General features: G+C 69.6%; 18 protein-coding genes. 10 read left to right on the top strand and 8 right to left on the bottom strand.

All coding sequences use genetic code 11. From position 1 onward, the window contains the following. Positions 1 to 55: 55 nt before the first annotated feature. Complete coding sequence (locus BA062_RS01375; protein ID WP_210406738.1) at positions 56 to 349, top strand: GroES family chaperonin; 294 nt, start codon at positions 56 to 58, stop codon at positions 347 to 349. A gap of 24 nt (positions 350 to 373) precedes the next feature. Then, positions 374 to 2,263 carry a VanW family protein gene (locus BA062_RS01370; RefSeq protein WP_245959623.1) on the top strand — a complete coding sequence of 630 codons (1,890 nt, stop codon included), beginning with the start codon at positions 374 to 376 and terminating at the stop codon, positions 2,261 to 2,263. Here the strand turns inward: BA062_RS01370 and BA062_RS01365 are convergent. The 5 genes from BA062_RS01365 to mug form a co-directional block, all read right to left on the bottom strand. Continuing rightward, entirely contained in the window at positions 2,260 to 2,982 is a 723-nt protein-coding gene (locus BA062_RS01365; RefSeq protein WP_245959622.1) for a leucine-rich repeat domain-containing protein, read from the bottom strand. The two genes, BA062_RS01370 and BA062_RS01365, sit on opposite strands and share 4 nt — an antisense overlap. A 15-nt stretch (positions 2,983 to 2,997) precedes the next feature. Then, the gene (locus BA062_RS01360) at positions 2,998 to 3,279 is read right to left on the bottom strand and encodes a GlsB/YeaQ/YmgE family stress response membrane protein (RefSeq protein WP_110334339.1); all 282 of its coding nucleotides are present in this window, start codon (positions 3,277 to 3,279) and stop codon (positions 2,998 to 3,000) included. Between the two features lie 166 nt (positions 3,280 to 3,445). Then, the gene (locus BA062_RS01355) at positions 3,446 to 5,299 is read right to left on the bottom strand and encodes an acyl-CoA dehydrogenase (protein ID WP_110334157.1); all 1,854 of its coding nucleotides are present in this window, start codon (positions 5,297 to 5,299) and stop codon (positions 3,446 to 3,448) included. 145 nt (positions 5,300 to 5,444) lie between these two features. Continuing rightward, positions 5,445 to 6,233, bottom strand: coding sequence for a LuxR C-terminal-related transcriptional regulator (locus BA062_RS01350; protein WP_110334156.1), 789 nt, complete (start codon positions 6,231 to 6,233; stop codon positions 5,445 to 5,447). Positions 6,234 to 6,461: 228 nt separating this feature from the next. Further along, positions 6,462 to 7,007: a G/U mismatch-specific DNA glycosylase gene (gene mug, locus BA062_RS01345; protein ID WP_110334155.1), complete on the bottom strand. Its 546-nt coding sequence runs from the start codon at positions 7,005 to 7,007 to the stop codon at positions 6,462 to 6,464. 43 nt (positions 7,008 to 7,050) lie between these two features. On the opposite strand from mug, the gene BA062_RS01340 reads away from it, so the two are divergent. Then, entirely contained in the window at positions 7,051 to 7,404 is a 354-nt protein-coding gene (locus BA062_RS01340; protein WP_110334338.1) for a VOC family protein, read from the top strand. Between the two features lie 133 nt (positions 7,405 to 7,537). Here BA062_RS01340 and BA062_RS01335 read toward each other — a convergent pair whose 3' ends face one another. Further along, positions 7,538 to 8,266 carry a VanZ family protein gene (locus tag BA062_RS01335; RefSeq protein ID WP_110334154.1) on the bottom strand — a complete coding sequence of 243 codons (729 nt, stop codon included), beginning with the start codon at positions 8,264 to 8,266 and terminating at the stop codon, positions 7,538 to 7,540. A gap of 121 nt (positions 8,267 to 8,387) precedes the next feature. Here BA062_RS01335 and BA062_RS01330 point away from each other — a divergent pair, with 121 nt between their 5' ends. Further along, positions 8,388 to 8,726: an MmcQ/YjbR family DNA-binding protein gene (locus BA062_RS01330; RefSeq protein ID WP_110334153.1), complete on the top strand. Its 339-nt coding sequence runs from the start codon at positions 8,388 to 8,390 to the stop codon at positions 8,724 to 8,726. Here BA062_RS01330 and BA062_RS01325 read toward each other — a convergent pair. Then, positions 8,686 to 9,174, bottom strand: a complete 489-nt coding sequence (locus BA062_RS01325) for a protein-tyrosine phosphatase family protein (protein ID WP_110334152.1) — start codon at positions 9,172 to 9,174, stop codon at positions 8,686 to 8,688. The two genes, BA062_RS01330 and BA062_RS01325, sit on opposite strands and share 41 nt — an antisense overlap. Positions 9,175 to 9,257: 83 nt before the next feature. On the opposite strand from BA062_RS01325, the gene BA062_RS01320 reads away from it, so the two are divergent. After that, on the top strand, positions 9,258 to 9,662 hold the full coding sequence (locus BA062_RS01320) for a RidA family protein (protein WP_110334151.1): 405 nt from the start codon (positions 9,258 to 9,260) through the stop codon (positions 9,660 to 9,662). 14 nt (positions 9,663 to 9,676) lie between these two features. Then, positions 9,677 to 10,237 (top strand): GrpB family protein, encoded by a 561-nt coding sequence (locus tag BA062_RS01315; protein ID WP_110334150.1) that lies wholly within the window; start codon positions 9,677 to 9,679, stop codon positions 10,235 to 10,237. On the opposite strand, the gene BA062_RS39470 is transcribed toward BA062_RS01315, so the two are convergent. Then, positions 10,164 to 10,886 carry a hypothetical protein gene (locus BA062_RS39470; RefSeq protein WP_146239986.1) on the bottom strand — a complete coding sequence of 241 codons (723 nt, stop codon included), beginning with the start codon at positions 10,884 to 10,886 and terminating at the stop codon, positions 10,164 to 10,166. The two genes, BA062_RS01315 and BA062_RS39470, sit on opposite strands and share 74 nt — an antisense overlap. Before the next feature lie 48 nt (positions 10,887 to 10,934). Between BA062_RS39470 and BA062_RS01310 the strand changes: the two genes are divergently transcribed. The 4 genes from BA062_RS01310 (at position 10,935) to BA062_RS01295 (ending at position 13,254) form a co-directional block, all read left to right on the top strand. Next, positions 10,935 to 11,759 carry an SDR family oxidoreductase gene (locus BA062_RS01310; RefSeq protein ID WP_110334337.1) on the top strand — a complete coding sequence of 275 codons (825 nt, stop codon included), beginning with the start codon at positions 10,935 to 10,937 and terminating at the stop codon, positions 11,757 to 11,759. Beyond that, positions 11,756 to 12,484: a class I SAM-dependent DNA methyltransferase gene (locus BA062_RS01305; RefSeq protein ID WP_110334149.1), complete on the top strand. Its 729-nt coding sequence runs from the start codon at positions 11,756 to 11,758 to the stop codon at positions 12,482 to 12,484. The genes BA062_RS01310 and BA062_RS01305 overlap by 4 nt, the downstream gene beginning before the upstream one ends. Positions 12,485 to 12,619: 135 nt before the next feature. Next, entirely contained in the window at positions 12,620 to 12,973 is a 354-nt protein-coding gene (locus BA062_RS01300) for an SAV_915 family protein (RefSeq protein ID WP_146239985.1), read from the top strand. Beyond that, a complete protein-coding gene (locus BA062_RS01295) occupies positions 12,970 to 13,254 on the top strand; it encodes a hypothetical protein (RefSeq protein ID WP_110334147.1) in 285 nt (94 codons plus the stop codon). The genes BA062_RS01300 and BA062_RS01295 overlap by 4 nt, the downstream gene beginning before the upstream one ends. The last annotated feature ends 7 nt before the right edge of the window (positions 13,255 to 13,261 follow it).

Below are 13,261 nucleotides of genomic sequence, written 5' to 3'. Positions count from 1 at the left end.
CTGCGTGTCAGACAGCAGGAACCCCGTCGCGCCGGATACCAAGCTCGAGATCCAGATGTTGCACGATCGGGTGCTCGTCCGGGTCCCGGCCGACGAGGGTGAGCGCCGCAGCAGCAGCGGCATCGTCATTCCGGCAACGGCTCAGGTCGCGCGTCGTCTTTCCTGGGGAAACGTGCTCGGCGTCGGCAACAATGTACGGAATGTGAAGGTCGGCGACCGGGTGCTGTTCAACCCGGACGACCAGCTGGAGGTGGAGATCCAGGGTGACGCGTACCTGGTGATGCGGGAACGCGACATTCACGCCATGGCCAGCGAGCGGGCGGAGCACGGTACAGGCTTGTACTTGTAGGCGTACGTCGGTGGAGGGGGTCGAGTGCGGGAGGAACACTTCTGGCCTGACTGGGACACCGATCCCATGCCCAAGGCGGCACCCCAGGCATTCTCTGCGTATCCCCAGGCAGGCACCGACGATGACGAGCTGATCGAGGAGCTCCTCCAGCCAGAACAGCCGCGCCGTCCCCCGAGCGCTGGCAAGCGGGTCCGCCGTGGCCTCGGCAAGGCCTTCATGCTGGCGGGCGGCGCCGCCGTGGCGTTCGTGCTGCTGTACGCGGCGGACCTGTTCTTCACGGCTGGCGACGTTCCGCGCGGGGTCACCGTCAGCGGTGTGGACGTCGGCGGGATGACCCCGTCCTCGGCGGAGGACACGCTGCGGCGGGAGCTCGAACCCCGCCTCACCGAGCCGCTCACCATCCGGGCAGGCGATGTGGAGACCACGCTGGAGCCGGAGAACGCCGGGCTGAGCCTCGACTGGCGGGCGACCGTCGAGCGGGCGGGCAGCCAGCCGCTGAACCCCCTCACACGCATCGCGTCGTTCTTCACCTCGCGCGAGGTCGGCGTGGTGAGCGAGGCCGACGACCAGCAGCTGCGGCAGGCACTCCGCACGCTCGCCGACAAGCGCATCGACTACCCCGTGGTGGAGGGCGACATCGGCTTCCACCGCGTCGGCGGCGAGAACGAGGGCGGTGTGCGCCCGTTCGCCGTCCGGCCGCAGGCGGGCCAGCGGCTCGCCGACGTCGACGGCGCCATGAAGATCGTCAAGAAGGGCTGGCTCAACGACCGCGTCGTAGACCTGCCGGTGGCCGTGACGTCTCCGCAGGCGACGGCGGCGGGCGTGCAGGCCGCCCTGGAGCGGACGCGCCCGCTGGTGTCCGGCCCGGTGACGCTGCGCGGCGAGGGCAGGACGGCCGTGCTCACGCCGAGGAACATCAGCGCGGCCCTGCGCTTCGCCCCCGCCGAGGGCGGTGGGCTGCGCATGACCCTCGACCGCGCGCCGCTGCAGGAAGTGGTGCGGCCCCAGCTCGCCGGCACCGAGCAGGAGGCCCGGGACGCCGAGCTGCGCTTCGTGGGCGACTCACCCGAGATCGAGCCTTCCGAGCAGGGCACGCGGATCAACTGGGAAAGCACCTTCGCGCCGTTCCTCGACGTCGCCGCCAAGCGCGACGCGAGGGACCTGCCCGTGGTCTACGACGTGCGCGAGCCGCAGGTGACCACCGAGGCGGTGCGGGGACTCGGCGTCAAGGAGGTCATCGGCGAGTTCAGCACCAGCGGGCTTTCCGGGCCCGCGGCGCGCAACGTCGCGGCGATGGCCGAGGCCGTGCACGGGACGCTCGTGCGGCCGGGCGAGACGTTCAGCCTCGACGCCCACACGGGCGCCCTCACGGCCTCGAAGGGCTACGTGCTCGCGCCCGCCAACGAGGACGGCACGGGCGCCGACGTGCTCGGCGGCGGGGTCTCCCAGTTCACGAGCACCCTCTACAACGCCGTCTACCTCGCGGGACTGGCCGACGCGGGGCACACCGCCCACGAGCATTTCGACGAGCGCTACCCGCTCGCGCGCGACGCGATCACCCTGCGCTCCGACGGCTCCCGCGTCGACTACGCGTTCACCAACAACCTGCGCAAGGCCGTGGCCATCAGCGCGACCGCGGGCGGCTCGGGCGTGACCGTGAAGCTCTGGGGCACCCGGCAGTACCGCGTCGAGAGCTCCACCGGCGAGCGGACCGGGTTCGAGCGGCCCGAGGTGCTGCGCGAGCGGCGGGAGGGCTGCGTGCCGTCGGACGGTGAGTTCGGCTTCACGGTGTCGGACACGCGGGTGCGCTACGACCTCGCGAGCAACCGGGAGGCCGGCCGGGAGACCACCGAGGTCCGGTACGCGCCGAGGTCGGTCGTCGTGTGCCTGCCACCGGGCCGCGACCAGCGTTAGCGCAGCACGACGCAGTCGTTCGCCTCCAGCTCCGGCAGCCAGCCGGGTTCCCGCAGGTCGCGGTTCCAGCGCAGGTCCAGCTTGGCGAGCCTCGGCAGGCCGAGCAGCGAGGCGGGCAGTTCGCGCAGGCCGTTGTCGCGCAGGTCGAGCATCCGCAGGTCGGTGAGCTTGCCGATGGTGTCGGGCAGCCTGGCGATGTGGTTGCCGCGCAGGTGCAGCTCGCGCAGTGCGGTGAGCTCGCCGATCGACTCCGGCAGCGCGGTGAGCCGGTTGTGGTAGAGCCGCAGCTCCCGCAGCGCGGTCAGGCCGCTCACCGCCTCGGGCAGCTCGGTGAGGGCGTTGTCCGTGGCGCCGAGGTAACGGAGCCGGTCGAGCCGGAAGAGGGACTCCGGAAGAGATGTCAGCCGGTTGTCGCTGAGGTACAGGTACTCGGTGAGGTTCGGCAGCTCGCCGATCTCGTCGGGCAACGACGTGAGGGCGTTGTGGCCGAGGTCGAGTGTGTGTACCCGCGACAACCGGCTGATCCGTGGGGACAGCTGGGTCAGTTCGTTGTCAGCGAGGATCAGCACGCGCAGCTCGCGCAGGTCCCACAGCCAGTCCGGAACCGTTGTGAGGCGGTTGCGGTAGACGTTCAGCTCCCTGAGCCCGGTGAGCCCCCTGGCCGAGTCGGGAAGCCGGCTGAATCCCTGGCCCGCGAGGTCCAGCGCGTGCGTCTCCACGATGGACCACTCTAGCTAGGTACGCAGGCGTTTCCTGTTCTTGCCGTACAGGCTCGCGGCCAGCGAGACACCGATCGCGGCGACGACGAGCTGGGTGATGAACTCCAGCCAGTCCCATCCTTCGGTGTCGGCGTAACCGATCCCGCGTGCGATCGCGGTGCCGGCGAACGCCGCGGCGATACCGACGAGGATCGTCAGCCAGATCGGGATGCCCTGCTTACCGGGAGCGACCAGTCGGCCGAGCACTCCGAGTAGCAGGCCGACCAGTATCGCGGAGATGATTCCCGAGACAGCCATGGTCTCCACTCCTGTTCCGTGTCATCGAATGACCGCACAGGAGTACCCAGTTGATCCCCTGGTAACCGCCGGTAAACGCACCCAAGGCCACCTTTGCTGCGTTGAACGCACCCAGGGCCACCTTTGCTGCGTTGAGCGCAACAAAGGTGGCCTTGGGGAGCGTTGGTCAGAACGCGGCTTCGGGGACGTCCATCAGGTCGTTGTCGGCGGCCTCGACCACGGCGCGGCGGGCGGTCAGCTCCGGCAGCACGCTCTTGGCGAAGAACGACGCCACCGCCACCTTGCCCTGGTAGAACGCGGTGTCCTTGGCCGACGCACCGCCGTCCAGCTTGGCCAGCGCGATCTCGGCCTGCTTGAGCAGCTGCCAGCCGACGAGCAGGTCACCGGCCGAGAGCAGCAGCCGCACGGTGTGCTGGCCGACCTTGTAGGTGTTGCGCACGTCCTCCTGCGAGGCCGTCAGGTACCCGATCATCGAGCCGAGCATGCCCTGCACGTCGTCCAGCGCCTGCTTGAGCAGCGCACGCTCGTTCTTGAGCCTGCCGTTGCCCGCTTCCGATTCGATGAACTTCGTGATCTCGCCCGCGAGGTGCGTGAGCGCCTTGCCCTTGTCGCGGACGATCTTGCGGAAGAAGAAGTCCATCGACTGGATGGCCGTGGTGCCCTCGTACAGCGAGTCGATCTTCGCGTCGCGGATGTACTGCTCGATCGGGTAGTCCTGCAGGAAGCCGGAGCCGCCCAGCGTCTGCAGCGACTGGACGAGCTGCTCGGTCGCCCGCTCGGAGCCGACGCCCTTGACGATCGGCAGCAGCAGGTCGTTGACGCGCTCGGCCAGGTTCAGCGTGTCAGTATCGACACCGCCGCCCTCTCCTACCCAGATCTGGTCCTGGAACGACGCGGTGTAGAGGTACACGGCGCGCAGGCCCTCTGCGTAGGCCTTCTGCAGCATGAGCGACCGGCGCACGTCGGGGTGGTGCGTGATGGTGACGCGCGGAGCGGTCTTGTCGAGCATCTGCGTCAGGTCGGCGCCCTGCACGCGCTCCTTCGCGTACTCGAGCGCGTTGAGGTAACCGGTGGACAGTGTTGCGATGGCCTTGGTGCCCACCATCATGCGGGCGTACTCGATGACCTGGAACATCTGCGCGATGCCGTCGTGCACCTCGCCGAGCAGCCAGCCCTTGGCGGGGGTGCCGTGCTGGCCGAAGGTCAGCTCGCAGGTCGTGGAGACCTTGAGGCCCATCTTGTGCTCGACGTTCGTCACGAAGGCGCCGTTGCGCTCACCGAGCTCGCCGGTCTCGGAGTCGAAGTGGAACTTCGGCACGAGGAACAGCGAGAGGCCCTTGGTGCCGGGCTTGGTCTCGATGCCGGGGCCCTCGGGGCGGGCGAGCACCAGGTGCATGATGTTCTCGGTCATGTCCTGGTCGGCCGAGGTGATGAACCGCTTGACGCCTTCGAGGTGCCAGGAGCCGTCCTCCTGCTTGACGGCCTTGGTGCGGCCCGCGCCGACGTCGGAGCCCGCGTCGGGCTCGGTCAGCACCATCGTGGCGCCCCACGCGCGCTCGATCATGATGCGAGCCCAGCGCTTCTGCTCCTCGGTGCCGTTCTTGTCGACGATCATGGCGAAGTTCGGGCCCGCCATGTACATGAACAGCGCCGGGTTGGCGCCGAGGATCAGCTCGGAGGCCGCCCACTGCACGGTCGGGGGCAGGCCGAAGCCGCCGAGGTCGTTGGTGAGGCCGATGCGCCACCACTCGCCGTCCCACAGCGCCTGGTAGCTCTTCTTGAAGGACTCCGGCAGGGTCGCGGAGAAGGTCTTGGGGTCGTAGACCGGCGGGTTGCGGTCGGCGTCGGCGAAGGACTCGGCGAGCGGTCCGACGGCGAGGTTGTTCAGCTCGGACAGCACGCCGCGGGCGGTCTCCTCGTCGGACTCCGCCAGCACGCCCTTGCCGAGGCGTTCCTGTACGCCGAGCACCTCGAAGAGGTTGAACTCCAGGTCTCGGACGTTGCTCTTGTAGTGGCCCATGTCGTCGCTCCGTACGGGTCGTTCGGGTTTCCGGCTGGGCACTCCTCGATCGGACATCACTGCCCTACTCGCCGGTAACATCAAGAATATTACCTGCGGGTAACCGACGGCAAGGCAGCTCGCCCTTTTGTGACGAAGAGATCGCCTATGTGGGGCCGTTCTGAATGGGCGGCGAGAACCCCTCGCGCGGCGTGCCGAGCGCGTCGTCGGTCTTGGCGATCAGGATCCCGTTGCGGAAAGCCGTGGTCACGGCGTGCGTGCGGTCCTTGGCCGACAGCTTGCGCAGGATGCTCTTGACGTGCGTGCGCACGGTCTCCACCGACAGGAACAGCACCTTCGCGATGGCGGAGTTCTCCAGCCCCTCCGCCACGAGCTGCAGCACCTGGTACTCGCGGCGCGACAGGGGCATCTGCGGGCGGTGCGCCGTGCTCATGACCTGCCCGTTCGCGGTGGACGGCTGCCGCTTGGGCCGCGCCGTCAGCGCCGCCAGCGAGGGATCGATGTAGCGCCGGTCGACGTGCGCCCTGCGGATCGCCTCGGCCAGCCGCCGTGGCTCGGCCGCCCGAGGCAGCAGGCCGTGTGCCCCCGCCGCGACCGCCGTGGAGAGGAACTGCGCCGTGCGCTGGGCCTCGCGCACCATGACGACGATGACGAGCGTGGGATCACCATCGCTCAGCAGTCGGACCAGGTGACAGTGCGGGTCGAACCCCGAGTCGACGATCACGATGTTGGGCCGGAGCTGCTCGCACAGCTGCAACGAGGCGTGGTGGTTGGTGGCGTAGCCGACCCAGCGCAGGCCCGGCGTGCGGCCGATCAGCGTGTTGAGCCCCTCCCGGAAGATCGGCACCGGATCCAGCGCCGCGACGGTCAGCGCGCGTGTTCCCGCGGCTCCGAGCGCCTGCCCTGGCCTGCTCCTGTCCATGCTGTGCGTCATTCGTACTCCGTCTCCCCACGCGCCCTGCTTCTAGAACGCGCTCGCTCGCCGTGGACACACGGCCCCCCTTGAGGTCGCCCCGTGTCCTCCGGTGCTGGGACGCGTTGATAACGACCTCGTGACGCTTTGGACGACCATTCAATTAATCCATGACGCAGTTTCCCCCGGCCGGGTGGCCCGGCGTTGCTGAGCTGCGCTGATGTGTCGCCTGGTTCACGCGACCCTGGGTCACCGCGTGGCGGCGCGCAGTCGCGCGAACTCCTCGGCGAGCGTGGCGGGCGTCCAATGCGCGTTGAGCCCGCTCGGGTTGGGCAGCAACCACACCGGCACACCGCTGACCTGGTCTTCCTGGGGGCCGACGACGGCCTTGGGCCTGCCGAACGCGGCCCGGTAGGCCGTGATGCCGACGACCGCGAGCCACCCGGGCCGGTAGCGGGCCACCTTCTTGGTGAGAGCCACGCCACCCGCGCGCAGTTCTTCCGCGGTGAGTTCGTCGGCCCGTGCCGTGGTGCGCGCGACGAGGTTGGTGATGCCGAGGCCGAAGTCCAGCAGCTCCGCCTGCTCGCTCGGCGCCAGCAGGCGGGGCGTGAAGCCGCTGCGGTGCAGGGCGGGCCAGAACCGGTTGCCCGGCCTGGCGAAGTGGTGGCCGGTCGCCCCCGAGTACAGACCCGGGTTGATCCCGCAGAACAACACCCGCAGGCCCGGCGCGATGACGTCGTCGATCGTGCGGCCGTGCGCGGCGGCGAGCTGCTCCCTGGTCGGCCTTTCCGGCATGAAAAGCAGTGTGACCGCTTACGCGTCGTGGTACTCGGTCGCCATGCCTGCGCGCGTGATCGCCATCGCTGTCGACTGTGCCGACGCCGAACGCCTCGCCGCCTTCTGGCGCGAGGCGCTCGCCTATCCGGAGCCGCGCCGTTGGCGCGACGCGGACGGAGTGGAGTACGTGGAGCTCGACGGCGATCCGCCGTTGGTCTTCCAGCCGGTACCCGAGGCGAAGGCGGGTAAGAACAGGCTGCACCTCGACCTGGCGCCCGCCGAGGGTGATCAGTACGTCGAGGTCGAGCGGCTCATCGGCCTCGGAGCCACCGTGCTCTCGGACGAGGAGCGCCATCCGTGGGTGGTGCTCGCCGACCCCGAGGGCAACGAGTTCTGCGTCCTGCCGCGTCGCTGACCAGCGAGGGTGGCGCGAACCACACTTGATTGCGTACTCTGTGTGATCCGCCACACGCGACGCATCAAGGGGGATGGCGTGCAACTGGCATGGGTCATCGGCCTCGCGGTGCTGTTCCTCACGGCCGCGGCGTTCACGGTCGCGCTCGAAGACCGCCGGGCCGCGCGACGGCACGCGCAGCGTAGGCAGGCGAGACTGGCCCGGCTCGGTGAGGTCGACCCACTGGCACCGGCACGGTTGCAGGCTCGGCTGGGGCAGCGCCCGCCGAGCTGACCGCGCGCACCGGCCTGCGCAGCGCCACGAACAACGCGGCGGCGATCCAGCCGAGCAGAGCGCCGGCCGTGTTGCTCATGAGGTCGTCGACGTCGAAGATCCGGTACACCTGGGGTGCGGTACCGAAGTTGGCCGTCACCTGCGTGATCTCGATCAGCAGCGACGCGCCGAAACCGAGCAGCACCGCGCGGGCGGCGCCCTGGCGCCACAGCACCCTGGCGAAGATCCCGAGCGGCACGAACAGCAGCACGTTCATCGCCAGCTGCTGGAAGGTCTGCGTGAACAGGGCGGCCGAGGCGGGTTCATGATGCTTCGCCAGCTCGGCGCCGATGTCGGTGACCCACTGGAAGGGCACGAGCTGCACGGGCTGCGCGAGCGGCGGGGTACCCGGCCCCGGCAGCGGCAGCAGCACCACCGCGAATGCGAGGCACGCGTAGAGCGTGACCCCCGCCGTCACGGCGATGCGCTTGGGCAGCACGCGGCCGAAGCGCGCGTACTGCGTCAGCACCTGGGGAACGAGCAGCGTGCCCCACACCACGAGAAAGCCGAGCAGCCCGTATCCGAGTGCCGTTTGCTGTGCCCAAGTCATGATCTCAAGCTATGGCCCGCTGACCTGCCCTGACCTCGGTCGAAGGGCCGTCGATCCACTGCCGCATCGGCCATCCGGCCGATGGCCTTCCGGCCGGATGCGATGGCGGGAGAATCGGTCCATGCCGACGTGGGAAGACGTGGTGGCCATCGGCACGAAGCTGCCGGAGGTCGAGGAATCGACGTGGTATCGCACGCCGTCGCTGAAGGTCGCGGGCAAGGGCTTCGCCCGCCTGCGGACCGAGGCCGAGGGCGGGCTGGTGTTGATGTGCGGGCTCGACGAGAAGGCCGCGCTGCTGGAGTCCGGCGACGCGGCGTTCTACACGACCCCGCACTACGACGGGTACGGGGCGATCCTGGTGAACCTCGAACTCGTCGACGCCGGTCAGCTGACCGAGCTGATCGAGGAGTCCTGGCGGCTCAAAGCTCCGGCCCGGCTGCGGAAGGTCCTGGACGGCTGAGTTCCGCGTTGCGGGCGAACCAGGTGATCCAGGCGCGTTGCCACGGCGCCTCGACGGCCCAGCGGTGGTAGTTCCTGCGGGTCCACGCGAACGCCTCGCGCGGGGTGAGCCCGCCGAGCGTCGCCATGCACGCGATGGCGGTGCCGGTGCGGCCGACGCCGCCGTGGCAGGCGACCTCCACGGCGGCGCCGGACCTCGCACGCTCGTGCAGGGCGACGATGCTGGCTGCCGCGCCCGGCCAGTCCGAGGGCAGCCAGCCGTCCACCCACCACACCCATTCGTGCTCCCAGACGAGCGCGGCACCGTGGCGGCGGCGGAGGATGGTCGCGCCGAGGTAGAGCCCGAACTCGGGAGGCGGCCCTTCCGGCCAGGGTTTGCCCAGGCCACGCCCCCGGACCCAGACGCCGTCCGGCAGCCGGGTCGCGCCGGTCAGTGCCGCGCTGGCCATGTCCCGATTATGAGAAATGCCGGAAGCCGGAGGCAACGATCCGATCGCGGAATTCGGTTGCGGCCGCGGATAGCGTGTGAACCGTGACCGATGCTGTCCGACTTGTCCGTAGCTCCCGGTTGTCGTCCGTTGCCGAGTACGCCTACGCCTCGGCGGTGTCCCTGCGAGCCGACCGGTTGATCTTCGCCGCGGGCGCGTGCCCGCTGGATGCCGAGGGCAACACCGTCGCCCCCGGTGACTTCGCCGGCCAGGCGCGGCAGGTGATGGACAACCTCGAAACCGCGCTCGCCGAGGCGGGCGCCGAACTCACCGACGTACTCAAGACCACGGTGTACGTGGCCTCGGCGAACCAGGCCGACCTCGTGTCGGCGTGGGAGGTGGTGCGTGACCGGTTCGGCAAGCACGACGCGCCGAGCACACTGCTGGGCGTGGCTGCGCTGGGCTACGACGACCAGCTCGTGGAGGTCGAAGCCGTGGCGGCGGTCTGAAGGAGGTCGCGCCCATGCCCGATGAACTCGACGACGACAAGCTCTCCGGCATGCTCGTGCACGGCCTGCGCCCGGCCACGGTCACCCTGGCCGACTACGACCCCGCCTGGCCAGCGCGCTTCGAGGCCCGCGCCGCCGAGCTGCGCAGCATCCTCGGAGAGCGGGCGCGACTCATCGAGCACATCGGCTCCACGTCCGTGCCGGGTCTCGCGGCGAAACCGATCATCGACATCGTGGTGGGCATCGCCGACCCCGACGACGAGCAGGCGTACCGGCCCGATCTCGAAGCGGCAGGCTACGACCTGCGGGTCCGGGAACCGGGCCACCGCTGCTTCCGCGCGGGTGAACCCGGCGAGCCCGTGAACCTGCATTGCTACCCACCCGACGACGTCGAGGTGCACCGGTACCTGGCCTTCCGTGACCGGCTCCGCGCCGACGCGGCCGACCGCGAGCTGTACGAGGCCACCAAACGCGAGCTGGCCCAACGCGAATGGCGGGACATCAACTACTACGCCGAGGCCAAACGCCCGGTGATCTTCGAGATCCTCGCGAGGGCGGGCTGGCGGGAGCCGTAGCTACTCGGTGACGGTGAACGGCAGCGCAGGCGTCAGCAGCCGACGCCCCTCCTCCAGCGCGACGACGGCGCGAAGGGCCCACTCGCCCGGGGGAAATCGCGTAACCGAGCGCCGGATCGAAGCTCGCCGTGCCGACGAGCAGCGGGATCACCCGCGTCGCCCCGCCAAGGATTGGGAACCGCACCAGCGGCTGACGCTGGGCGCCGGCGAACCCACCCACCGCACGATCGGTGCCGGGATCCACCACCACAGCCGTCAACTTCCCGTTCGTCCTGACGGTCACACTGGCGCCGGCGCGGTTGGTGACGCGCAGCCCGTGCCTACCGGTGTGGCCGGACCGGATCGACAGCGGCCCGTCCAGCTCCACTCCCAGATCGTCGCTGTGCGATGTGTCCTCGAACGTCGGCACGATCAGCTCCGCGGTCTCCCGCTGCGGATAGGGCAGCAGCCCCACGCTCAGTCGCACGTCGGAGCCGAACCGGGCGTGCAGCTCCTCGGCAGTGCGCACCGCCCACGGCGCGAGCCGAACGCAGAACGGCGGTCTGCGGTCCTCGTCCACGCGCGGATCGGGGTAGCCGAACAGCACTTCGGGTTGCTCGTCGCACAACCGGGTCAGCACGACCTTGAGCGAGTCCCACACGGAGCGCACGGTGAAATCGCCTCCGTTCGAACCACGCCGCATGTCATGATCACGGCGATGAGCGAGCTGGAACGAGAACGTCGACCGCTGGAGGGCCGGGTCGCGGTCGTGACCGGCGTGAGCCGTCGCGGCGGCATCGGTTACGCCATCGCCCGTCGACTCGCAGCATACGGCGCGAACGTGTTCCTCCAGCACTTCCAGCCGCACGATCGCGAGCAGGCGTGGGGAGCCGACGACCTCGACGCGGTGCTCGACGGCGTTCGCTCGTGCCTCACGGGCGAGGGGGCCCGGCTCGCGCACGTCGCCGCTGATTTCGCCGAACCCGAGACGCCGCAACGAGTCCTCGACGCGGCCGTGGCCGAGTTCGGGCACGTGGACGTCCTCGTGTGCAACCACGCGCTGAGCGGTGCAGACGGGCCGCTCGGCGAGCTCACGGCCGTCGAGCTCGACCGGCACTGGGCCGTCGACGCCCGCTCCAGCATCCTGCTCGCGCAGGCGTTCGCGAACCAGCATGACGGGCGCCCGGGCGGAGTGGCGATCTTCCTGACGTCGGGGCAGGACCTCGGGCCGATGCCGGGCGAGGTCGCGTACGCGGCCGCGAAGGCCGCGCTGGCGGGCGTCACGGTCACGCTCGCCGACCAGTTGGCCGACCAGGGAATCCGGCTCAACACGGTCAATCCCGGTCCGGTCGACACCGGCTACCTGACCGAGGACATGTGGCGTGTGACGGCGCCGATGTTCCCGTTCGGCCGTTTCGGTGAGCCCGACGACCCGGCCCGGCTGATCGGCTGGCTGGTGACCGACGAAGCCCGCTGGGTCACGGGTCAGGTCATCAACACCGAAGGCGGTTTCGGCCGCTGGCGCCCCAGGGCTGAGCGGTGACGGGATTCGACGATCCAGCTGCCTACGGCGAGGCGTGGGCGCCGGTGTACGACGAGCTGTTCGGCGGTTCCGGCGTGTCGCCCGCTGTCGACCTGCTCGCGGATCTCGCGTACGGCGGGCGGGCGCTGGAACTGGGGATCGGGACCGGCCGGGTGGCGCTACCCCTCGCCGCACGCGGCGTCGAGGTGGTCGGCGTCGATGCCTCCGAGGCGATGGTGGCGCGGCTGCGCGAGAAACCGAGTGGGCGGGCCATTCCTGTCACCATCGGGGACATGGCCGACGTTCCCGTGGACGGCCGGTTCCGGCTGGTCTACGTGGTGGCCAACAGCTTCTTCGCCCTGCTCACCCAGGCCAGGCAGGTCGACTGCTTCCGCGCCGTGGCCGGAGCTCTGGAGCCTGGCGGCTCGTTCGTGCTGGAGTGCTTCGTCCCCGACCCGAGCCGATTCGATCGGCGAGTGCAAACGCTCGCGGTCACCGAGGACTCGGCGAGCTACGAGATCGCACGGCACGACCCCGTGAACCAGCGTGTCCACTCCCAGCACGTGACCGTGGACGAACAAGGTCACCGACTGCGCCCGGTGACGCTCCGCTACGCGTGGCCGGCGGAACTCGACCTGATGGCACAGCTGGCGGGCCTCCAACCCGGTCAGCGGTGCGGGGACTGGGACCGCGGACCGTTCGACGCGACGAGCACGAAACACGTCTCGATCTACCGGCTGAGCTGATCCACCCGGTCGCTTTGAGTGAGAACCAAGGAACACCGCGTCACCTCGTGTTAGCCTCCGCCAGAGAGCGGGGACGTCATGTTGCCTGGTCACAGGCCATGACCTCTGAACTGGGCAGCGACGAGGGGAGACGACGTGCCCGGCGACGACTCAACAGGACGGAATGTGCCGACACCGCCGGTGATCGGACTGACCGAGAGCGCTCCGGAGGGCGACGCGGTCTACCTCCCCTCCGAACGAGTGCAACAAGGGGATGCGGAAGCGACCGTCGAACTCCGGCGCCTTGAGGACGGGCGCCTGGTCGTTCTGGCGTACACGTCATTGCAAGCACTCGTCGAAGGATGCGGAGAGCGGCAGCCGTGGCTCTCGGTGCGCGGCGAATACCTGGAACAGATCGTCACAGGCAGCGGGGCCGCTGAGGTCCTGTGGAATGCCGTGCTGCCCGACGAACAGCGGCAGGACGCGCCTGTGTCGGAGGGACGGTCGTGAACGGATACGCAGCCGACCCGGGAAGCCTCGACGGCATCGCCTCGAAGCTCCGCAACGGCGCCAACTCCCTGGAAGAAGGCGCGGCTTCTCCGCCGCCACCGCCCAGTGCGGGTGAGATCAGCGGCGTCGTCAGTGGGCTCGTGGGTGCGTTGTCGACCTCGCTCGCCGGCGTGGTCGAGGGATGTGGTGCCGCTGGTGATGCGGTCGCCTCTGGTCGTGAGGCTTATGAATCGGCCGAGCAGGACAGCCGTGCCGATGTCGAGAAGGCCAGTGGACGCTGAGAAGTCT

The sequence above is a fragment of the Prauserella flavalba genome (assembly GCF_003202235.1).
Lineage (GTDB): Bacteria > Actinomycetota > Actinomycetes > Mycobacteriales > Pseudonocardiaceae > Prauserella_A > Prauserella_A flavalba.
This window is presented reverse-complemented; position numbering and strand designations above follow the sequence as displayed.

Bases quoted from the DNA above. Each gene is read 5' to 3' on its own strand.
- BA062_RS01375 (WP_210406738.1), top strand. From the start codon at position 56: ATGTTGCACGATCGGGTGCTCGTCCGGGTCCCGGCCGACGAGGGTGAG.
- BA062_RS01360 (WP_110334339.1), bottom strand. From the start codon at position 3,279: ATGGCTGTCTCGGGAATCATCTCCGCGATACTGGTCGGCCTGCTACTC.
- BA062_RS01355 (WP_110334157.1), bottom strand. From the start codon at position 5,299: ATGGGCCACTACAAGAGCAACGTCCGAGACCTGGAGTTCAACCTCTTC.
- BA062_RS01350 (WP_110334156.1), bottom strand. From the start codon at position 6,233: ATGACGCACAGCATGGACAGGAGCAGGCCAGGGCAGGCGCTCGGAGCC.
- mug (WP_110334155.1), bottom strand. From the start codon at position 7,007: ATGCCGGAAAGGCCGACCAGGGAGCAGCTCGCCGCCGCGCACGGCCGC.
- BA062_RS01340 (WP_110334338.1), top strand. From the start codon at position 7,051: ATGCCTGCGCGCGTGATCGCCATCGCTGTCGACTGTGCCGACGCCGAA.
- BA062_RS01335 (WP_110334154.1), bottom strand. From the start codon at position 8,266: ATGACTTGGGCACAGCAAACGGCACTCGGATACGGGCTGCTCGGCTTT.
- BA062_RS01330 (WP_110334153.1), top strand. From the start codon at position 8,388: ATGCCGACGTGGGAAGACGTGGTGGCCATCGGCACGAAGCTGCCGGAG.
- BA062_RS01325 (WP_110334152.1), bottom strand. From the start codon at position 9,174: ATGGCCAGCGCGGCACTGACCGGCGCGACCCGGCTGCCGGACGGCGTC.
- BA062_RS01315 (WP_110334150.1), top strand. From the start codon at position 9,677: ATGCCCGATGAACTCGACGACGACAAGCTCTCCGGCATGCTCGTGCAC.
- BA062_RS01310 (WP_110334337.1), top strand. From the start codon at position 10,935: ATGAGCGAGCTGGAACGAGAACGTCGACCGCTGGAGGGCCGGGTCGCG.